General features: G+C 41.8%; 19 protein-coding genes. 5 read left to right on the top strand and 14 right to left on the bottom strand.

Annotated elements, in window-relative coordinates; translation table 11 throughout:
- Positions 1 to 2 precede the first annotated feature (2 nt).
- From EPB59_RS05885 to ccoN, 6 genes are all read right to left on the bottom strand, one after another.
- The gene (locus EPB59_RS05885) at positions 3 to 2375 is read right to left on the bottom strand and encodes a heavy metal translocating P-type ATPase (protein ID WP_154171820.1); all 2373 of its coding nucleotides are present in this window, start codon (positions 2373 to 2375) and stop codon (positions 3 to 5) included.
- 4 nt (positions 2376 to 2379) lie between these two features.
- Positions 2380 to 2856 (bottom strand): FixH family protein, encoded by a 477-nt coding sequence (locus EPB59_RS05880; protein WP_055050770.1) that lies wholly within the window; start codon positions 2854 to 2856, stop codon positions 2380 to 2382.
- Between the two features lie 78 nt (positions 2857 to 2934).
- Positions 2935 to 3915, bottom strand: coding sequence for a cytochrome-c oxidase, cbb3-type subunit III (gene ccoP, locus EPB59_RS05875; protein ID WP_000206859.1), 981 nt, complete (start codon positions 3913 to 3915; stop codon positions 2935 to 2937).
- Positions 3916 to 3922: 7 nt separating this feature from the next.
- Complete coding sequence (locus EPB59_RS05870) at positions 3923 to 4087, bottom strand: CcoQ/FixQ family Cbb3-type cytochrome c oxidase assembly chaperone (protein ID WP_000351114.1); 165 nt, start codon at positions 4085 to 4087, stop codon at positions 3923 to 3925.
- 11 nt (positions 4088 to 4098) lie between these two features.
- Positions 4099 to 4719 (bottom strand): cytochrome-c oxidase, cbb3-type subunit II, encoded by a 621-nt coding sequence (gene ccoO / locus EPB59_RS05865; RefSeq protein WP_055027665.1) that lies wholly within the window; start codon positions 4717 to 4719, stop codon positions 4099 to 4101.
- Between the two features lie 13 nt (positions 4720 to 4732).
- A complete protein-coding gene (gene ccoN / locus EPB59_RS05860) occupies positions 4733 to 6160 on the bottom strand; it encodes a cytochrome-c oxidase, cbb3-type subunit I (protein ID WP_055028948.1) in 1428 nt (475 codons plus the stop codon).
- 258 nt (positions 6161 to 6418) lie between these two features.
- On the opposite strand from ccoN, the gene EPB59_RS05855 reads away from it, so the two are divergent.
- The 3 genes from EPB59_RS05855 to EPB59_RS05845 all read left to right on the top strand — a co-directional run bounded on the left by EPB59_RS05855 (position 6419) and on the right by EPB59_RS05845 (position 9777).
- Positions 6419 to 6784, top strand: coding sequence for a hypothetical protein (locus EPB59_RS05855; RefSeq protein ID WP_195707069.1), 366 nt, complete (start codon positions 6419 to 6421; stop codon positions 6782 to 6784).
- 165 nt (positions 6785 to 6949) lie between these two features.
- Positions 6950 to 8065 carry an FIST signal transduction protein gene (locus tag EPB59_RS05850; protein WP_195707096.1) on the top strand — a complete coding sequence of 372 codons (1116 nt, stop codon included), beginning with the start codon at positions 6950 to 6952 and terminating at the stop codon, positions 8063 to 8065.
- Between the two features lie 2 nt (positions 8066 to 8067).
- Positions 8068 to 9777 (top strand): ATP-binding protein, encoded by a 1710-nt coding sequence (locus EPB59_RS05845; protein ID WP_154171817.1) that lies wholly within the window; start codon positions 8068 to 8070, stop codon positions 9775 to 9777.
- 350 nt (positions 9778 to 10127) lie between these two features.
- Here EPB59_RS05845 and EPB59_RS05840 read toward each other — a convergent pair whose 3' ends face one another.
- The 3 genes from EPB59_RS05840 to matP form a co-directional block, all read right to left on the bottom strand.
- Complete coding sequence (locus EPB59_RS05840) at positions 10128 to 10460, bottom strand: hypothetical protein (protein ID WP_154171816.1); 333 nt, start codon at positions 10458 to 10460, stop codon at positions 10128 to 10130.
- 124 nt (positions 10461 to 10584) lie between these two features.
- A complete protein-coding gene (locus tag EPB59_RS05835) occupies positions 10585 to 10902 on the bottom strand; it encodes a DUF3634 family protein (RefSeq protein WP_055044826.1) in 318 nt (105 codons plus the stop codon).
- Positions 10903 to 10912: 10 nt separating this feature from the next.
- Positions 10913 to 11362: a macrodomain Ter protein MatP gene (gene matP, locus EPB59_RS05830; protein WP_055050773.1), complete on the bottom strand. Its 450-nt coding sequence runs from the start codon at positions 11360 to 11362 to the stop codon at positions 10913 to 10915.
- 162 nt (positions 11363 to 11524) lie between these two features.
- Here matP and EPB59_RS05825 point away from each other — a divergent pair, with 162 nt between their 5' ends.
- Together EPB59_RS05825 and fabA are read left to right on the top strand one after the other, a co-directional pair.
- On the top strand, positions 11525 to 13174 hold the full coding sequence (locus EPB59_RS05825) for a S16 family serine protease (protein WP_154171815.1): 1650 nt from the start codon (positions 11525 to 11527) through the stop codon (positions 13172 to 13174).
- Positions 13175 to 13238: 64 nt separating this feature from the next.
- Entirely contained in the window at positions 13239 to 13757 is a 519-nt protein-coding gene (fabA, locus tag EPB59_RS05820) for a bifunctional 3-hydroxydecanoyl-ACP dehydratase/trans-2-decenoyl-ACP isomerase (RefSeq protein ID WP_001180254.1), read from the top strand.
- 89 nt (positions 13758 to 13846) lie between these two features.
- On the opposite strand, the gene rmf is transcribed toward fabA, so the two are convergent.
- From rmf to rlmKL, 5 genes are all read right to left on the bottom strand, one after another.
- Positions 13847 to 14020, bottom strand: coding sequence for a ribosome modulation factor (gene rmf, locus EPB59_RS05815; protein WP_001881287.1), 174 nt, complete (start codon positions 14018 to 14020; stop codon positions 13847 to 13849).
- A gap of 163 nt (positions 14021 to 14183) precedes the next feature.
- Positions 14184 to 15884, bottom strand: coding sequence for a DUF3466 family protein (locus EPB59_RS05810; RefSeq protein WP_154171814.1), 1701 nt, complete (start codon positions 15882 to 15884; stop codon positions 14184 to 14186).
- A 5-nt stretch (positions 15885 to 15889) separates the two neighbouring features.
- Entirely contained in the window at positions 15890 to 17809 is a 1920-nt protein-coding gene (locus EPB59_RS05805) for an ABC transporter ATP-binding protein (protein ID WP_154171813.1), read from the bottom strand.
- A complete protein-coding gene (locus EPB59_RS05800) occupies positions 17787 to 18029 on the bottom strand; it encodes a glutaredoxin family protein (RefSeq protein ID WP_154171812.1) in 243 nt (80 codons plus the stop codon). The genes EPB59_RS05805 and EPB59_RS05800 overlap by 23 nt, the downstream gene beginning before the upstream one ends.
- Positions 18030 to 18036: 7 nt before the next feature.
- The gene (gene rlmKL, locus EPB59_RS05795) at positions 18037 to 20172 is read right to left on the bottom strand and encodes a bifunctional 23S rRNA (guanine(2069)-N(7))-methyltransferase RlmK/23S rRNA (guanine(2445)-N(2))-methyltransferase RlmL (RefSeq protein ID WP_055050778.1); all 2136 of its coding nucleotides are present in this window, start codon (positions 20170 to 20172) and stop codon (positions 18037 to 18039) included.
- Between the last annotated feature and the right edge of the window lie 332 nt (positions 20173 to 20504).

Below are 20504 nucleotides of genomic sequence, written 5' to 3'. Positions count from 1 at the left end.
GGCTATCTCCCTTGCTTTTTGAGCAAACGAAGTGAATTCGAGACAACGATGATGGAACTGGCTGACATGCCGACCACGGCAATATAAGGCGCCACTAATCCTGCTACCGCTAACGGAAGAATGAGCACATTGTAACCCAGCGACCATGCTAAGTTTTCACGAATGATTTTACGAGTCTTCAACGCCAATGTTCTTGCTTCCAACAGCTTATCTAAACGGTCTCCAATCAGCACCATATCCGCCGAGGCTTTGGCCACATCGGTTCCACCACCCATAGCGACAGATAAATGCGCTCCCGCAAGTGTAGGGGCATCATTAATGCCATCGCCTACCATTAAGGTGATGTCAGTTTGGTTTAACTGGCGCAGGTAGTTTAGCTTATCTTCCGGTTTTGCTTGAGCGACGACATTATCGATTTCCATCTCTTTAGCAACGATTTGCGCGCTAGTTTGAGAGTCACCAGTCAATAAGGTAATTTTGATTCCCGCAGCATGGAATTTACTGATGAAGTCTTTGGCTTCTTTACGTATTGGGTCTTGGTAATGAAAAGTTGCAATATGCTGATTATCTAAAGATAAGAACACACAATTAATGTCAGAATGAGATTGTGTATCTAACACAAACTCAGCACTGCCAATTTTAACGAAATGATTTCGGTAGAACCCTTCAATTCCGCTACCGATGACATTTTTTACTTCATTGAGGTTGATACTTTCAACTTTATAGCGACGAAAGGCTTTAGCGATGGGATGGTTAGCATGACTTTCCAATTCCGCAGCAATCGTTAAGCATTCTTGTTCTGTAAAGTCTCCCCAAGTATCCACGGAACAAATTTCAATATTGCCATGGGTTAATGTGCCGGTTTTATCGATCACCAAGTGATTAACTTTACACAGGGTTTCGAATACATGGCTTTTGCGCAGCATGACGCCAATACTTCCCATACTGGAAGTAGCGCAAGTTAATGCTGTTGGCGTAGCGAGTGACAAGGCACAAGGGCAGGTCGCCACCAGAACGGAGAGCATAATCCAGAAGGCATCTTCAGGCCGTGTCTGATGCCAGAAAATCCATGTTCCTGCAGCAATAATCAAAATAATAGCAACAAAATAGCGCGCCACTACGTCGGCTATTTCGGCAATTTTAGGTTTAGAAGATTGAGCGTCATCTTGTAATCTCACGATATTAGAGATCACTGAGTCCGCTTTTGAGGCCGTTACACGTAGGTCGAAAGATTCGTCACCATTGAGTGTACCAGCGAATACTTGATCGCCAGAGTTTTTTACTACAGGCAAAGATTCACCAGTGAGCATAGATTCATCAATATGGACGCGAGTGTTGATGATTTCACCATCGGCAGGAATATGTTCACCCGGTAAAACGCGCACACAATCTCCGGGTTTCAGGGTTTTAACTGGGACTTGCTGACCATCAAGTGTTGTGGCAATAGCCGGGATCAGTTTAAGTAGATTACCACTTGCGGCGGCGGCTTTACGTCTTGCCCGCATTTCCAGAAAGCGCCCGACCAAGAGGAAAAACGTAAACATGGATATCGACTCAAAAAAAACTTCCCCTTGTTGAGTCACTGTAGCTATCAAGCTAGCAACATAGGCAAAAATAAGAGCTAATGAGACAGGTACATCCATGCCTAAGGTTCTTCCACGAACGCTTCGCCATGCATTCAAATAAAAAGGTAGAGCTGAATAGAGCAAAACGGGAGTAGCAAAAATTAAACTTACCCAGCGAAAGTAGTTTTTAAATTCAGCATCAAGGTCACCAAAGGCTTCTAGATAAAGTGCGACGGCTAGCATCATCACTTGCATGGTGGCAAGCCCTGCAATACCAAGACGATAGAGATAGGTTTTCATCGCATGATGATATTGTGCTTCGTGTTTATCTGCCTCAAAAGGCGCAGCTTTATAGCCTAATTTATGGATTTGGGCTAAGACATGGCTGAGCTGAGTTTTCGAACGATTCCAACTCAACAAAGCTCGATTCGTCGTGGTATTCACATGAATCGAGACAACACCTGGTTCGGCGTGAAGTTGTTTTTCAATGAGCCATGCACAAGCCGCACAAGAGACTCCATCTAGTGACAATGTAACCTCTGAGTGGTCGTCATTATGACGCACAAATTCTGCTTGTACATCAGCATTGTCATAATGAATAAGTGCTTTAAGTTGCTCTGGGACGAGATCGACTTTTTCAGCAGGAGCGGTACGGAATTGGTAATAAGAAACTAAGCCATTATCGACGATAGTTTGAGCGACCGTTTGACAGCCCGGACAGCACATTTCACGTTTTTCACCCAATATATCTACGTTAAAGTTCGTGTTGGCTGGTACATCTTCACCACAGTGATAACACGTTTTATTCATGATCTTAGTTCATTAATGGGGTTGACGAAGTTGGGAAAGTAATACGTCCTTGAATCAGCCATTGGGCGTCATGAGGAGTGATCTCAATAAACCAAGGGCCTTGGAGTTCATGATCGAGTTTTACTCGATAAATACCTTGAGCATCTGCGGTGACTAGCTGAGAAAAATCTCGATCTGGAAGCGTTCGGTGAGCAAACATTGCCTGAATCGCAGGATAATGGGGAAGTTGGCCCTTATCAAACACGATGAGCACATTATTACCTTCAGATTGAATGGTTGCGTGCAGTTCTAGTTCTTTGGCTATGTTGATTTTACTAAGATCAATATTGATGCCTTTGCCTTTTTTATAGTAATCCTCAGTCACTAATGAAACAGAGTTATTCGCGAAAACAATGACGGTAGCGACCGTCCAGATCACCACCGTCAGCGGCAAAATGATCAGGAACCAGGGCCAAAATTGTTTATACCAAGGCTTTACCATAAAAAAGTTCTCTACAACGATAAGAGGCTAAAAAATATAAGAAAGACAGCCCCTTGAAAAGGGGCTGTTATTAGAATGTTACTTATTCTCTGAATTGCTTAAGCTCCAGACATAAGCCGCAACCAACTGGATCTTTTCTTCACCTAAGGTGTTGATCCATGCTGGCATAACACCAGAACGACCGTTCATCACAGTTTCGGTGACATCAGCACGTGAGTCACCGTACAACCAGTCATTATCGGTCAGGTTAGGTGCTCCAAATGCAGGGTTACCTTTACCATCTGTTCCATGACACGCAGAACAAACCGCAAAGCGAGCTTTACCTGCCTCGGCTTCTTTGGCATTAACAGAACGACCTGATAGGCTCAGTGCATAACTTACAACTTCTTTTACACCTTGTTCACCTAAAATGTCTTTCCACGCTGGCATTTGACCGATACGACCATGACGAATGGTTGTTACGATAGCTTGTGGTTCTCCGCCGTATAGCCACGCATTGTCAGTAAGGTTTGGGAATCCTCGTTGACCACGAGCATCTGAACCATGACACTGAGAACAGTTTTGTAGGAACAAACGTTGGCCGACTTTAAGTGCTTCACTATCTGCGGCGATATCAGGAAGATCGCGTAAGTTAGTGGTGCCATCTTGGTAAGCTAAACGTTTGAAAGCTTCACCATAATAAGCATTCGCGTCGTCTAATTCTTTTGAATATTGAACCAAGCGCTTATCTTGCTGTGCTGCTGCAATTGAAGCGCGTGATTCTTCAAGAGAACGTACGGTTTGATCTGAACTTTGCCAGCCAAGAATACCTTTGAAGCTACCTAAACCAGGGTAAAGGGTTAAATAGACGGCTGCGAAAATGAAAGTGCTTACAAATAGGTAAGTCCACCATTTTGGCAGCGGATTGTTAATCTCGCGAATACCATCGTACTCGTGCCCCATGTCAACGCCTTCTTCAACCCCCATTTTGTCTTTCAGACACCAAACGAGGAGAATTGCGCAACCGAGCAAAGTACCAACGGTAATTACGATGATCCATAGACTCCAGAATGTAGTCATTACTTAGTCACTCCTTGTTTTTAGAGGTATGTTGCTCTTCATCGGCAAAAATAAGATTGGCAGCTTCATCAAAACGCGCTTTGCGTTTTTTACCATAAGCCCACCAAACAACGCCTATAAAGCATATGAACAGCACTATGGTCCAAATACTGTGAATAGTACCGATATCCATAATTACCTCTGTTATTTCATTGCGTGACCAAGAGATTGAAGATAAGCAATGATGGCATCCATCTCTGTTTTACCTTCCACATCTTTTGTCGCATTTGCTATTTGTTCATCAGTGTATGGCACACCAAATTGGTCACGGAACAAGGTCATTTTTTGTTGCGTGTATTTGCCGTCCAGAGTGTTTTTGGCCAACCATGGGAATGCTGGCATATTAGACTCTGGTACAAGCTCACGAGGATTTGTTAGATGAACGCGATGCCATTCGTCAGAATAACGTCCACCGACACGTGCCAAATCAGGACCTGTACGCTTAGAACCCCATAAAAATGGGTGTTCCCAAACACTTTCACCGGCCACAGAGTAATGACCATAACGTTCAGTTTCCGAACGGAATGGACGAACCATCTGGCTGTGACAAACGTTACAACCTTCACGGATGTAAATGTCGCGTCCTTCGAGTTGCAACGCGGTATAAGGTTTGAGGTTTTGCACTTCTTCAGTTGTTTGCTTTTGGAAAATCAATGGAGTGATCTCTACTAGAGCACCCCAACTGATCGCAAACACGATAAAAATGGCCAACAAGCCGACATTACGCTCAAGTAGTTCATGGCGATTGTTAGAATTAGAACTCATTGCTTAATTCTCCTTATGCCGGCTGCACAATAGCTTTTAAGCTATTTTTCGGTGCAGAAATTGTCTTATAGGCGTTGTAGGCCATTAGGAACATCCCAGACAAGAAAATGAAACCACCAATAAAGCGAACAGTATAGAATGGGTAAGATGCTTGTACTGATTCGACGAAACTGTAAGTTAATGTTCCATCAGAGTTTACTGCACGCCACATCAAACCTTGCATTACGCCGGAAATCCACATCGCAACGATGTACAAAACGGTGCCGATAGTCGCTAACCAGAAATGCGCATTGACCAAACTCATGGAGTACATGCGTTCCTGCCCGAAGAGTCTAGGGATCAAGTGGTAGACAGAACCAATCGATACCATGGCTACCCAACCTAATGCACCAGAGTGAACGTGACCAATCGTCCAGTCGGTATAGTGAGACAGTGCATTAACCGTCTTGATTGACATCATTGGACCTTCAAAAGTTGACATACCATAGAAGGATAGAGACACAATCAAGAAACGTAAGATTGGATCATAACGTAACTTATGCCATGCACCAGAGAGGGTCATAATACCGTTAATCATACCACCCCAAGATGGAGCGAATAAGACAAGAGACATCACCATGCCGAGAGACTGAGTCCAATCGGGTAGAGCAGTGTAGTGCAAATGGTGAGGACCCGCCCAAATATAGAGCGAAATCAGAGCCCAAAAGTGAACGATAGATAGACGGTAAGAATAAACTGGGCGTTCAGCTTGCTTAGGAACAAAGTAATACATCATCCCAAGGAAGCCCGCTGTTAATAGAAATCCTACGGCGTTGTGTCCATACCACCATTGAACCATCGCATCAACCGCACCAGCGTAAATAGAGTAGGACTTACCCCAATAGATCGGTAAAGCCATACTATTCACAATGTGCAGCACGGCTACGGTAATGATAAACGCACCGAAGAACCAGTTAGCAACATAAATATGGGATGTTTTACGTTTCACCAAAGTACCAAAAAACACAACAGCATATGCAACCCAAACAGCTGCAATGGCAATGTCGATTGGCCACTCAAGTTCTGCGTATTCTTTACCTGAGGTATAACCTAAAGGTAAAGAAATTGCAGCGGAAACGATGATGGCTTGCCAGCCCCAGAATGTAAATGGAACTAACGGACCACCGAATAGACGAGTTTGACAAGTACGCTGAACAACATAGTACGATGTTGCAAACAGGGCACTGGTACCAAACGCAAAAATTACCGCATTAGTATGCAGAGGACGTAAGCGACTATACGTCAACCACGGCGTATCAAAGTTTAGCTGTGGCCAAACTAATTGAGCGGCAATCAAAACACCTACAGCCATACCGACTATACCCCAGAGAATTGTCACAAGGGTAAATTGGCGGACCACGGTATAGTTGTAGTTTTGTTCAAGCTGCTTTTCTTGGCTCATTTGCATGCTTCCAATGTTTAATTAACTACACTTTTACTTCCAACACGACTTTCGTCGCAACACCACCCAAATCCACAATAAAAACAATGACATTCAATGTGTTAATTCTTATTGCTGACTTTAAAAAAAAGTGGCATTTTCAACGTATAACTATACTTCAATTAACAATTCAATGACAGTGTAGTAACCTTACACTCCATCAGGATTTGGCCTTTTATTTCAAAAATTTGAAGTTTGTTACACGAGGAACATGCATTCATGGCTGCAGTAAAACTCTCAAAAGCTCGACTTGCTCAAATCATAATCACATTGGTGGTTTTGATCTGCGCTTTTGTCTGGAGAACATTGTCATACGAAAGTGAACCCGTTGTGACATGCCACATGAGCCATCCTTGTGAATTTCGTATTGATGGACGTGCTGTCACCATTTCTCGCCATACTGACTTGGCTTCAGATTTTACTATCTATACTTTCTTACCTTGGAATGAAGATTGGTCGATAGCCACTGACGGTAAAACAACTTATCAACAAGGAAGGCTACAGCTTTCCGTAAAAAAAGAATTGAAAAGCTCGGATGTGAAGATTAACCATCGCATAACGCTAAAATTGGTAGATGTTATGTAGAGTATCCTCTAAAAGCTAAACCATAGATTGGCGCTATTTAAACGTGCCGTTATATCAGGTATAAAGAGCCTCATGTAGCGTAAGAAAATTTGTGTAATGCGGCTAAAAACCACCGTTTCCACTCAAACAAACCTTGAATCTTGTATCTATGAACTCAGAAAAGTCATAGATAAAAAAGATTTGTCGAATTTGGTTTGCTATTTCACTCAAGAATTTGATGCAGAGCAATTAGCTGCATCATTGATAGTGGCTTTTCCTAATATCCCCATTATCGGTTGCTCTTCATGCCGAGGAGTGATGACTCAAGATGGCTATTTTTCTAATCCTGCTGTGGGTTTACTTGGAATTTACGACTTATCCAAATCTGCATATGCCAGTGCTTTAGTTCGCTTGGATGAACATGCCTGCGTATCTGTATTGATCGATCAAGTGATTGATGATGCCTTAAACCGAATTAATCGAAGTGGTGAGTTACCTAGTCTTGTGCTTTTGCATGCAACACCTGGTATTGAAGAAACCTTAATTGAAAGTATTGATAATAAATTTGGTTCACAAGTTCCTATTATCGGAGGTAGTGCGGCAGATAATTACATTGATCAAGACTGGTCAATATTCACAGAACAAGGTGCAACCCACAAAGGAGTTGCTTTGCAGTTGATGTTTCCTTCTCAATCGGTGTTTAGTGGATTTAGTGCTGGATATTCACCTACAGAATTTTCAGGATTGATTACTAAGGCTAAAGGTCGAGTAATAGAAGAGATTGATGACGAGCCCGCCAGTAATTTATACAAGGAATGGGTAGGGGATCACTCCGGAATTCTCATTGGCGATGAGTACATTTTTGATCATGTAACTCGTTTTCCTCTAGGGCGAGCGATCGTTGATAATTCGGACTTTCCTCAATATAAATTGACTCACCCAGTTCGAAGAACTGAAGAAGGTGGGCTAGAAGTATTTGCGAATGTTGAGGTCGGGGAATTGGTTAGTTTAATGACTGGATCTCAAAGGCAACTGATCGAACGAGTGTCTCGTGTTATTCAAGAAGCTAGCTATAAAAGTTATCAGGATAAACCTTTACTCGGTTCATTAACCATATTCTGTGCAGGCTCAATGTTACGCCTTGGAAAAGATATACACAAAGTTCACCATAAAATGCTAGAGCAGCTTGATGGGAGCGATTTTATTTGTCCTTTTACTTTCGGTGAGCAGGGGCGATTCATTAATGGTGAGAATGCACATGGGAATTTAATGATTTCATCAGTTGTATTTTGTGAGGGGTAATCATGAACTCAGAATATACTGAAAAGATCAATGAACTTAGCCTTGAGTTGCAAAAAAGCATTGAGCGTGGAAAACAATTAGCCGAAGAGAATAGGGTGATTTTGTCTGCAATATCTGCATTTAGTGTTGCAGTCAATAAAAATGAGATTTTTGACGAATTAAAAAAACTGCTCAATCGATATATCAAGTTTGATGATTTTGTCGTTATATCGAAAGAAAAGCATTGTAAAGATTTTAAGACTCTTGTCTCATCTAACGACCTCTTCAATGACTTATTATGGCCTATGGGGGATAAGTTTTCTCGTGTGCTTAGTGGAGAGTGTATATTATTTTTTGAACCATTTAAATTAGAAGAGTTTTCTTGTTTAAAACAACACTATGAAGGCAAGGCTAATTCATTATTAATCACTGGAATTCAAGCGCAGACGAGTAACTCAGTGCTGATCTTAATTGGTCACAAGAAAGGGCAGTTTTCTCTTGAAACAAAAGATACATTGTCACGTTTTCGGCCATTGCTTGAAAGAGCTATCTCCGACATGGAGCATAAGGAAGAGCTTATAAAGCTTGTCGAAATAAGAACTCGAGAACTCCGTTTAGCGCAGAAACTTGCCGAACAGGCTAATCAGTCAAAATCTAACTTCCTAGCGATGATGAGCCATGAACTAAGGACACCGTTAAATGCAGTTCTTGGGTTAATAGATGTTTTGCGAGGAGAGTCAACGAGTTATCAGTCTGAGTTGCTTGAACAAATGGAGAGTTCAGCCGAACTGCTCTTAATTATTATTAATGATATTCTGGACTTAAGTCGTATTGAATCTGGACATTTCTCGTTACATTGTCACTGGGTTGATTTGAGAAAAAAACTCGATCAATCATTAGTGTATCATCGACAAATTGCTCAAGAAAAAGGTATCGCATTTAACGTTCAGATTCATACAAATGAAAATTTTGAGTATTACACAGATTCCGCTCGATTAACTCAAATTCTCTTCAATATTGTAGGTAACGCAATAAAATTCACTCAGTCTGGACAAGTAGATATTGATCTGAACTATGACACTCATCAAGTTTCATTTCGAGTGAAAGATACTGGTATTGGTATCGATAAACAGCGAATTGAACGGTTATTTACGCCTTTTATTCAGGCTGATAATTCTATAACAAGAAATTACGGCGGCACAGGATTAGGGTTGGCAATTACGAAACACTTAATTGAGTTAATGGGAGGGACAATTCAGGTTGAAAGTGAATTGGAGGTCGGAACCACATTTATATTGATAGTTCCGGTTCATTCACGTGTGAACTGTACTGGCCGGGAATATACTCATTTACAACCTCAGTCTGGTCTAAATAATCACCACATTCTTGTTGTTGAAGATACAAAAACAAATCAGATGGTTATTCAACTTTTGCTGACTAAAATGGGGTGCCGTGTAACTATCGCTGAAAATGGATTGAAAGCAGTCGAGTTATTAAATAAATCACCTGAATTCGATCTTGTACTTATGGACATTTCAATGCCAGTTATGGATGGTTTATCTGCAACAAAAATAATCAGGGAATTCAACCCTGAGATACCGATTATCGCTTTAACAGCCCATACTGCAGGAAGTGATAAACAAAATTGTATCGATGTCGGTATGAATGATATCGTACTAAAACCAATCAGAAGTAAAGATATCATGAATGTAGTTAAACGGTTTCTTACCTAATAATCATACTTAGCATAGAAGATGATAAATATGATTATTAGGTATTTTATGGTAAATAGGTTTATGTTTAATGTGAGTAATCTTGGTGGGGAAATCTGTCTGTGTTCTTCTGTTTTCAATATTTAATTTAACATAATGCGCGTAATGCGCACTAAGGTGTTTTGGTTTTGGGGTGGTTTTTGTAACAGATTTCAAGCGGCTTGATTAGTGTTACAGGTTCCAACTGCCACGAAGCTTAAGCCCTATGGCAGTTATTTGGTGATTAACGGTTGGTCTTTGGTAATCATTGCGATGGCAGCTACATAATAATTGAGTTCTATTCTAAGTGGATTTTACGACACTAGGAAGCGTCACCTAGCAGTGATTTGGATCCTTATGTAACGTTCTGGGACATCATAGGCATACTTGCTACCTAGTTTGATCGTTCTTTTTGCTATCTGACAGAGCCCATGATCACCTAATGTCGAAACCTTTTTTACTACAGCGCTATTTTGTTGCATGTAGTCAAGATCTATAAATACATCACAGTATCCAACAAGCGGTGCTTTGCTTTTTTTGATGGATTTTTCGATCTGTGTTTTGATTTTCTTCGCAACACGATTTAATTCTGCATCATCCGCAGAGACGGAATGACTATAAATAAGAATACATGTACAGAATGCTAGTTTTAATAATCGCAGCATTATAATCACCTTAAAAATAACATCAGAAAATATACCTGAAATTTTTCTTAGGGTTATAAATGCTTACATTATTTGGGGATGAACCATATTTTCATGCAACTGAGCTGTTTCATGTTAATCTATTCTAGTGACCTTTCTTTGCTGTTGAATTCATGTTGTTAAAACCTTGATGTGGAAACACATTGCGGATACGCTGCTGTACTTTTTTGGGGATTCTCTTAGAGAAAACCAGTTTTGCTCCCGTTCTTTGTTGATACACCTTTAGTTGCCCAGAAAACGGCTCATGTTGAGCAATGTCAACCAAGTTATGCTTAAAAGTATGCGGTAGATGGCCTTTACTTTTAATCAGTTGCCCATCCTTAAATGTTACGACCAAAACAGGTCTATCAACAGCAACTAACCAGAAAATGATTGCCGCCGCGATTAATATTACATACAACATGTATACATCCTTATTCTGACAATAATCGATTAAGATCTTCTTTCAGACTATTTACCGTTTTACTGGCTTTTTCACTTCTCGAAGCTTCACTAAGCAAATACTCAATGGCATCAGATAATGTACAACCTAATTCATTGGCTTTATGAGATAACTTCTCCCACACTCTATAATCTAAATCGATAGATTTCTTACGAGTATGAATTTGTTCTGCATTAAAGTGACGCTTACGTTTAGCCCTAATTGCTTGTTTAAGCTTGTTGTCGAGCTCTGGAGACATATGTTCGTCAATCCACACTAAGACCTGTGTGGGATCATGTTCAAGCATTTTGAGTTTTTGTACCGCAGACTCAATTTCACTTCGATCGATATAATGTGTGATCGCTTCCCCATCCTTCCATTTGTTGATGAGATACTGCCATTTCCAACCACATTCTAAATTTTCAAGTTGTTGATATTTCATCTTCGGTCATTGTCCATTGTTGTACAGTGACAGCGTAACCCAGTATAGGGTGGCTTTCAATTATCATCGTTAAAAAAGCGAGCAAGATCATTGTTGAGTAGTGCTGTTCGCTGCGGGGCTTTTTCTATATAATTTGGCTCTTTTCAATCAGTTCGATATCTCATGACCGAAAGCATCTGGCGCAGTGTAACGCCTCAATTTGAGCAGTTTAACAAAGTCCTTGAAAACTACCCTAACCTAGCTCCCAATTCACTGATAGATATCCAGCCTCGTTTGGCCAGTGCGTTTGACCAGTTTTTCCATCTTGATGGTTTTAGTCGAATTTTATTGATTAATGCACCTGATAACTCCATATATCGGTCATATTTTAGAAATGCTTTGTTAAATGAGAGCCATGATGTACCAGTTGTGACCACCGAAACATTAGATATTTCGGATATTTTGGGACAAATTAAGATTGAACATGGTGGCATCACTCAACAGGTTGCGGGATGCCTTGAGCGGGCGAATGGTGGCTTTTTAATTGTTTCTGCTAATTTAATTTTAGCTAATGCAAGAGCTTGGCCAACTTTAAAGGCTGCGGTTTTAGGGGAACCTGTCTCCCCTATCAATTGTGACCCGCGATCTCCTACTCCTATCTCTCAAACTCAAAGTTATGATGTAAAGTTGATTGTGGTTGGCGATCGTACCCAATTGGGCGATATTGATTTTCTGGATGCGGATATCCACTCTGGCTTATGTCTGTTTTCTGAGCTTGAAATGGATTTGAAGATTGATGAGGAATCGATTGAATATTACCTAGGATACTTACTTTGGTTATGCGCTCAATATGGCTTACCGCCATTAGAGGTTTCTGCTATTAAATCATTAATGACGGCAGGTGCTCGTTTTACTGAAGATCAACACTATGCTCCACTGTGCCTCATGTGGCATAGAGCTCTCTTAGAAGAAGCTCGCGTGGAATCTCAAAATCAGCGTATTGAAGCTGAGCATATTGAGACGGCTTTAGATAAACGCTATTTGCGAGAGTCTTACCTACCTGAGCGTGCATTAGACGATATTCTTGATGGTCAGGTCATTATTGAAACACAAGGTGAGCAAGTGGGTCAGGTTAATGGTTTGACAGTGATCGAAGTCGCCGGACATCCACTGGCTTATGGTGAACCGGCACGAATTTCTTGCGTTATACACTTTGGTGATGGTGACATTGCTGATGTGGAACGAAAAGTAGAGCTCGGCGGTAACTTGCATGCTAAAGGTATGATGATCATGCAAGCCTTTGTGAGTAGTGCATTGAATCTTGATGGTCCCTTACCTTTTTCTGCCTCGATCGTTTTTGAACAATCCTATAGTGAAGTTGATGGCGACAGCGCATCGTTGGCTGAGCTATGTTCGCTTGTAAGTGCATTGTCTGAATACCCGATAGATCAGCAAATTGCAGTTACCGGTGCCGTTGATCAGTTTGGTCGAGTTCAAGCTGTTGGCGGTTTAAATGAAAAAATCGAAGGCTTTTACCAAGTGTGTTGCCATCAAGGATTAACTGGTGAACAAGGCGTCATTCTACCTAGCTCGAATCTGAAAAACTTGTCTCTTCATAAATCCGTAGTAGAAAGCATTAAGAATGGTGAATTTAACATTTGGCCAGTCTCAACCGTTGACGAAGTGATTCCTCTCTTAATGGGGAAACCTTTCCGTGGTGAAGATGAAGATAGTGTAATAGCGAAAATAGCGGAACGAATTGATAATTTTGAAAAACTTGTGCAGCCACACGGAATTGTGGAACGGATCAAAAACTTGCTTGGCTGGCACTGATCGGAGTTGTTTGGCGTACACGTGTTCACTAACATGCACCCAACAAAAGATGGAGTAATCAATAATGCAAAACAAACGTGATTCGTATAGTAGAGAAGATCTTTTAGCTTCAAGCCAAGGTAAGCTGTTTGGTGAGGGATATCCTCAACTTCCTGCACCCAATATGTTGATGATGGATCGTATTACTAAGATGTCAGAAACAGAGGGTGAATTTGGTAAAGGCTTGATCTTGGCTGAACTCGATATCACGCCTGATTTGTGGTTCTTTGATTGCCATTTTCCTGGTGATCCAGTGATGCCTGGTTGCCTAGGTTTGGATGCAATGTGGCAACTTGTCGGCTTCTTCTTAGGCTGGGTTGGCGGTAAAGGCAAAGGCCGAGCACTTGGTGTTGGTGAAGTTAAGTTCACAGGACAAATTTTACCAACAGCCAAAAAAGTGACCTATGAAATCAATATGAAGCGTGTCGTTAATCGTAAGTTAGTGATGGGCTTAGCTGATGGTCGCGTACTGGTTGATGGGAAAGAGATTTACGTCGCCAAAGATCTAAAAGTAGGTTTATTCCAAGATACATCAGCATTCTAATTCATGTTTTTCTAAACGAATAACAGCCCTTTAAGGGCTGTTTTCCTTTGCTTAAAAGCTTTAATTAAAGCTTCATATTGTATGGGAAATTATTTGCAGAGACCAGAAAGTTTATCGTTTCTAGCATCACGCCAACCACCTAACCAATAAGAGCGTACTTCCGTTTGTTGATAGGGACATTCATCATGGGATCGACCATTTAGGCCGGCTTTATATCCTTGTGACTGAGCTCTTTCTAGGCGATCACGCTTTTGTCTCTTCATAGTTCTGTCCTCATACGGTAACTTTGGTATAACGTACAACTATTAAAGTTGTGTGGATCTTTTATGACCACACCATTAGAGAATCGATCAATTTTTCGTGTTTCACAAGCAATAAAAAAGGCACAAGCCCAAATCTGTGAGCTTGTGCCCTTCCTGACAATATTTACAATTTTCTACGGAACCCTAGCAATCCCAACACGACTAGAAGCCCTAAACCTAAGCTACCCCCTTTACGTTCAGAGGCTTGCTCTTCGGTTGGGCGTGTTTGAATATTGTTGCTTGTTGCATTCGTAATTGGAACTAACTTCACAGCTACTACGGTTTCCTCACGGTTACCACCACCACACAATGAGTTGTGTGCGGTTGTATCGTATCCACCATCACATTTTAGTGCTGTGGCAGAAATAACCCCTGCATCATTAATATCCGTGGCATCAATAATCCGGAACTGGTTATTGCCTGTGACTGAACCATCATTGGTTAAATCGTCCAACCACCATGCTTTTTTCGCAAAAATAGCCATGCGATTCGCATCACTGCCATTTGCGTTGTATGGGTAAATGAACCCTCTTTTACGGCGTGGCTTACCGTCGTTTTCTCGAGTGCTATCCGCATCAACTTGTCCAACAATCTCGTTGTAACTATTGATGGAACCCGCTTTACCACCTGCCCCAGCAAAGAAAATACCGCCAGTTAAAAATGATGCTGTTGGTGCACTTGCTGAAACATCATTAATAACAAACAGACGATTGCCCGCTGCTCCATTTTCAGGTCGGCTACCTGCACGTTTGGCCTCGCCTAAAGCAACAAGATTTTTATTCACATCAGTAACTACCGAGTTGCTATGAATATAATCGCCGCTAATTTTTGCCTCTGCACCAGAAACAGCTTTGGTTGTCCAATTAGCGGTATTGGAAAAATTAGCTAGGCTATCGAGTTGAAAAACAGATGCTTGCATGTAGTTATTATCCGCATCGTAGGTGTTATAACCTACAGCATATAACTTATCTCCATCTACAACCACGTCACGCATACTGCCTTGTGCTAGGCGGTTACTTTTGTTTTCTGTATTACTTGGCCAGTTAAGCTCAATGGCAGTTCCATCAGTTTTCCAGATCGCAGGTTTTGAAGAGAAATAATCACCTTCATCACTTTTAAAAGGGCGAGATACACTGCCTACGGTATAAGTACCATCAGTTTTCCAGGCTCGAGTATAAAGAAAACCCGTGGTGAAATTAGGCGCTGAGCCAGTATTACGAGCGGTGATAGCTGCAGCGTTTCGACGATACGTTGTCACGTCACCAGCTTTCACGTTGATTCCGATAGGTTGCGCGGTATCAGTTAGGCTATTGATGACTACGTTTTGGGACTCGTCGATAGAATTTCCCGTTGTTCCAGTACCTACAAAAGCGATTGAGTTTGGAATTTGTGATGCGTTGATTTCTGCCTGCCAACGATTCCAATGTGGCTCAGCCCATTCATTACAGGTAGAATACAGCAGTTCGTTGTAGCAGTAACTTTCAAAATCCTTGAGTTCTTGAACATATAAGAACGCATTATCAATTCCGAAAGCCACTTCATCACGGTAACTTAAACCATCGACAGCTTTACCTGTACTGGCTTTTTCAATGCGAGTCTCACCAGCCAAAGCAAAGTTTTGACAGCTCACGCCACCGACAGTAGAACTGTTAAAACAGCTATCGTTACCAGTGCTTGGCTGAATCGCCACACCCCATGCACTACCGTAGCTTTGCCCGGTGCTTGGTGTCACTTCCATTACTTGGTAGAGTGCCGCGTTGGCCGTTTGGGTAGCAAGCAATACTGCGCTGGCTAAAATCGAACGTTTAAAAGTAATACGACTCATGTTTTCTATTCACTTTCCTGTTGCATCGCTTCAAGCTCTTCCCAACGCTCAAAAGCAATTTCGAGTTCCTGCTCTGTTGCAGTTAACTTGTCTAAAATGGGTTGTGTTTTATCGACAGGCTGACTGAAAAAGTCTGGATTATTGACGATGTCTTGTAACGCTGCGATCTCAACTTCCAGCTCTTCTAACTTTTGTGGAAGAGCTTCAAGTTCGCGTTGCAGTTTATAAGATAACTTCTTCGGCTTAGTTTTTGATGGTGCGGATTTGGGAGACTCCTCAACCACTTTTTCCTTTTTGACGATATTTTCAGCAGCTCTGCTTTGTAAAGCTTGGGCACGTTGTTGCTGGGCATCGTGATAGCCACCGACAAATTCTTCAATCTTGCCGTCGCCTTCAAAAATCCAACTGGAGGTGACAGTGTTATCTACGAATTCACGATCGTGACTGACGAGCAATAAAGTACCTTGGTAATTGGCAAGCATTTCTTCCAAAAGTTCCAAAGTTTCGATGTCTAAATCGTTGGTTGGCTCATCAAGCACCAACAGGTTGTTGGCTTTAAGTAAAATTCGCGCCAGTAATAAACGGTTTTTTTCTCCGCCAGAGAGTGCTTTTACTGGGGTTCGTGCACGTTTTGGTGAGAATAAGAAATCTTGAAGATAACTTAATGCATGGCGAAGACGCCCACCCACCATGACTTCTTGTTTTCCATCCGCGAGGTTATCAATGACGGTTTTTTCAGGATCAAGCAGTTCACGATATTGATCGAAATAGGCGACTTCTAGCTTAGTTCCGCAGTGCAATCTACCGTTGTCGGCTTGTAAATCGCCAAGCAGGATTTTCAACAGCGTACTTTTACCACAGCCATTGGGACCAATAAGTGCAATTCGGTCACCGCGCATAATGTTAAAGCTGAAACCATCAACAATCGTTTTGCCACCAATCGAGTAGTGAAGATTTTCGGCTTCAAAAACAATTTTGCCTGAGCGGTTAGTATCATCAATTTGCAGGTTAACTTTGCCCTGCACTTCACGACGTTCACTACGTTCTTGGCGAAGGCGTTTTAATGCACGCACTCGTCCTTCATTACGAGTTCTACGGGCTTTAATCCCTTGACGGATCCAGACTTCTTCTTGGGCGAGCTTTTTATCAAATTCTGCATTTTGTAGTTCTTCAACACGCAGCATTTCTTCTTTCTCATTCAGGTAGTTTTCATAATCACCAGGAAATGAGCTAAGTTTGCCACGATCTAAATCAACAATTCGAGTTGCCATGGATTTGATGAAAGCACGGTCGTGAGAAATGAAGATGATAGAGCCACGAAAATCTTTTAGGAATCCTTCTAGCCATTCAATGGTGGTGACATCAAGATGGTTTGTTGGTTCATCAAGAAGCAGCACATCAGGATCACAAGCTAGAGCACGCGCTAGTGCTGCTTTACGCTGCCAGCCGCCCGAGAGGTCTGTGAGTTTGGTGTGCCCATCTAACTTTAATGAACCCAATACGTTTTTAATTCTGTCTTCAAAACGCCAAGCACCAGAAACCTCAAGTTGCTCCTGAATATGGGCAAGTTTGTTAATATTCGATTCGGTTGGATCGGTCGCTACGAGATCTAATTGATCTTGATAGATCTTTAATTGTTCACCGATACCTTGTAGACCGCCGGATACATAGTCAAAGACGGTTCCCGCTTGATTACGAGGTGGATCTTGTTCTAAACGCGATACAACGACATCTTGCATGATTTGCATTTTGCCGTCGTCCATTAAAATTTCACCGGCAAGCACTTTCATGAGTGTAGATTTGCCAGCGCCATTACGACCGACTAAACACACCCTTTCATTTTCTTGTAACGCAAAATCCGCGCTATCCAGTAATGGGTGATCACCAAAAGCAAGTTGACCGTTATGGATGGTAATTAATGCCATTATTCTGTAACCACTCTAGTAATTCTTGTAAGTTAAAAGGCCAATTCAGTTCGTTATCTTGGTAAACCACAACCGGTATGGTGACCCCGTAACGAGAAAACAGTTGGTCATCAAACGCAATATCTATAATCTTGAGCTGTTTAGCCAATCCCGATTGCTCAAGCAGCTCATAGGCCATCTCACAGAGATGGCATCCTTCCGTGCTATATAGAGTTATCATTCATGCCTTAATTTTGATGGGTGATCAACCAGCAGTTATGGATCTGTTTATTACGCTCAAAATCCAGTGGCAAGGTTTGGTGCGAAATATTCTGCGCATTCAGCCCCAAGCTTTGTAGCGCTTCCAAGTCCATCTTGAAGTGACGTTTATTGTTAGAAAATACAATCGTACCTTCAGGGCGTAACAGACGTTTGAGGTTTGTCATTAAAGTGACGTGGTCACGCTGAACATCAAAGGTTTGTTCCATGCGTTTGGAATTAGAGAATGTCGGAGGGTCGATAAAGATAAGATCATATTGACCTTGCGCATTGGCTAACCATTGGAGGCAGTCTGCTTGAATGTACTGATGCTGGCGTCCTACTTGACCGTTGAGTTGCATGTTTTCTTTTGCCCACTCAAGGTAGGTTTTTGACATATCAACCGTGGTTGTTGATTTTGCTCCCCCACAAGCCGCATGGACAGTGGCAGAACCTGTATAAGAAAACAGATTAAGGAAATCTTTCCCTTCGGCCATTTGCCCTAAACGACGACGGGTGATTTTATGATCTAAGAACAAACCGGTATCGAGATAATCATAAAGATTGACGATCAGTTTTACGCCATATTCATGAATCTGCATGGTTTGTGCTTGTTGTCCAAGCTTCTCGTATTGAGAGGTACCCTTTTGTCTCTCTCGGACTTTAAGTACAACATTGTTTGCATCAACGTCTAACACTTGAATTGCAGCGCGGATGATATCGGTTAGACGACGCTTCGCTTTTTCTTCCGGAATATCTTTCGGAGCCGCATATTCTTGAATCATGAGGTGATCTTGATAAACATCGATTGCCACATTGTATTCAGGTAAGTCTGCGTCATAAAGGCGGAAACAGTCTAAGCCTTCGCGTTTTGCCCATTTACCAATCTTGTTGAAGTTTTTCTTTAGGCGGTTAGCAAAATCGGGAGCAATCAGAGACTCTTGACTCGCGCTGCCGTTTTCAGTTGTGGTCACATTATTGTCACGTACTGCGATTGTGTAATTTTTCTGGTGACAAGGTAACGCACCATTGTTCAGTTTGAATTGTTTATCTGCACGCATACGCAAACAGCTGAGTAATTCGTCTGAACTCGAAAAGATAGAAGCTTGACAACCACCAAACTCAGCTTTGAGTTGTGCGCCGAATGCAGTGTAAAGTGCAATTAAGCCTGGGTGTGTACCTAAACGCTCACCATAAGGAGGATTACAAATTACAATACCTTCCGCGAAATGCTCTGGGCGTTTTACTTTTGCTGCATCACCCACTGTAAAGGTGATTAACTCTTCCACGCCAGCACGACGAGCATTGTCTTTGGCTGTTTGTAAAACACGGCTGTCGTTATCTACACCATAAAAGTGAGTGTCAACTTTTTTGACTCCACGCTTACCTTGTACGCTAGCTTCTGATTTTACACTTGCCCACAGTTCCGGATCGAAATCTTCTAATGATTCGAATCCCCATTTTTTGCGCTGTAATCCAGGAGCCACATTTGCAGCCATCATTGCCGCTTCGATAAGCAAGGTGCCAGAGCCACACATCGGATCCATGAGGGGTTTATCTGCTTTCCAGCCACTACGCAGAATAATTGCCGCCGCTAAAGTTTCTCTTAGTGGTGCTTTACCTGCCTCCGTTCGATAGCCACGCGCATGCAAACCAGAACCCACCATATCAATACCGAGTAATGCGTTTTCTTTGTGTAAACGTACGTGGATGTGAAGATCGGCAAGATCTTTACTGATCGATGGACGAGGTAGGTTCTTCTTAGTAAAGCAGTCGACAATCGCATCTTTGACCTTCATCGCGCCATATTGGCTGTTGCGAATCTCTCGGTTAGTACCATTGAAATCGACGACCAGTTTTTTCGAACTATGGAAATGATTAACCCAGTTAACCGAAGTCGTTGATAAATAAAGGTCTAAGTCGTTCTGGCATTTAAATTCAGCGACAATACGAACAAATCTTGATGCGAGACGACTCCAGAGGCAGCAACGATAGATCTGCTCATTGGTTGCTTTAAATTTAACCCCGGCCTGAACGGGTTTTGCGTCGTTGATCCCTAGTTGGGTTAATTCTTCAACTAATAGATTTTCAAGGCCGTTAGACGTCACCGCTAGATACTGATTCATAGTGTTCTTTTGCTGATAAAAATGGTCTCAGATTATAACTGACAATGTGAACCATACCTAAAGCTAACTCATCAACAAGATAAAAAAACTCAGTTTTATCCCGTCTTCTCAATCAAAGCTAACCGCATCTAAAAATTTTGTCAGTGTGCACACACTCCCTTGCTATCCATTGATTAATAAAGCACCACTCATTCATCTGAGTATTTATTCACCATGAATTTGGTCTATACCAGTGCAGTTTTTACACTGTAAATAAGTTACAAAATGGTCTAAACGGGGAATTTTTGTTGGGAAACATTAATGTGAAAGCTATAAAAGGGATTTCTTAAGGG

The sequence above is a fragment of the Vibrio metoecus genome (genome assembly GCF_009665255.1).
Lineage (GTDB): Bacteria > Pseudomonadota > Gammaproteobacteria > Enterobacterales > Vibrionaceae > Vibrio > Vibrio metoecus_B.
The sequence above is the reverse complement of the archived record's forward strand: the minus strand, read 5'-3'. Positions and strand labels throughout refer to the sequence as shown.

Coding starts and splice junctions, on each gene's coding strand:
- EPB59_RS05885 (WP_154171820.1), bottom strand. CDS start 2,375: ATGAATAAAACGTGTTATCACTGTGGTGAAGATGTACCAGCCAACACG.
- rlmKL (WP_055050778.1), bottom strand. CDS start 20,172: ATGAATCAGTATCTAGCGGTGACGTCTAACGGCCTTGAAAATCTATTA.
- EPB59_RS05855 (WP_195707069.1), top strand. CDS start 6,419: ATGGCTGCAGTAAAACTCTCAAAAGCTCGACTTGCTCAAATCATAATC.
- ccoN (WP_055028948.1), bottom strand. CDS start 6,160: ATGAGCCAAGAAAAGCAGCTTGAACAAAACTACAACTATACCGTGGTC.
- ccoP (WP_000206859.1), bottom strand. CDS start 3,915: ATGACTACATTCTGGAGTCTATGGATCATCGTAATTACCGTTGGTACT.
- EPB59_RS05810 (WP_154171814.1), bottom strand. CDS start 15,884: ATGAGTCGTATTACTTTTAAACGTTCGATTTTAGCCAGCGCAGTATTG.
- fabA (WP_001180254.1), top strand. CDS start 13,239: ATGCAAAACAAACGTGATTCGTATAGTAGAGAAGATCTTTTAGCTTCA.
- rmf (WP_001881287.1), bottom strand. CDS start 14,020: ATGAAGAGACAAAAGCGTGATCGCCTAGAAAGAGCTCAGTCACAAGGA.
- EPB59_RS05835 (WP_055044826.1), bottom strand. CDS start 10,902: ATGTTGTATGTAATATTAATCGCGGCGGCAATCATTTTCTGGTTAGTT.
- EPB59_RS05825 (WP_154171815.1), top strand. CDS start 11,525: ATGACCGAAAGCATCTGGCGCAGTGTAACGCCTCAATTTGAGCAGTTT.
- EPB59_RS05845 (WP_154171817.1), top strand. CDS start 8,068: ATGAACTCAGAATATACTGAAAAGATCAATGAACTTAGCCTTGAGTTG.
- ccoO (WP_055027665.1), bottom strand. CDS start 4,719: ATGAGTTCTAATTCTAACAATCGCCATGAACTACTTGAGCGTAATGTC.
- EPB59_RS05870 (WP_000351114.1), bottom strand. CDS start 4,087: ATGGATATCGGTACTATTCACAGTATTTGGACCATAGTGCTGTTCATA.
- EPB59_RS05800 (WP_154171812.1), bottom strand. CDS start 18,029: ATGATAACTCTATATAGCACGGAAGGATGCCATCTCTGTGAGATGGCC.
- EPB59_RS05840 (WP_154171816.1), bottom strand. CDS start 10,460: ATGCTGCGATTATTAAAACTAGCATTCTGTACATGTATTCTTATTTAT.
- EPB59_RS05880 (WP_055050770.1), bottom strand. CDS start 2,856: ATGGTAAAGCCTTGGTATAAACAATTTTGGCCCTGGTTCCTGATCATT.
- matP (WP_055050773.1), bottom strand. CDS start 11,362: ATGAAATATCAACAACTTGAAAATTTAGAATGTGGTTGGAAATGGCAG.
- EPB59_RS05805 (WP_154171813.1), bottom strand. CDS start 17,809: ATGGCATTAATTACCATCCATAACGGTCAACTTGCTTTTGGTGATCAC.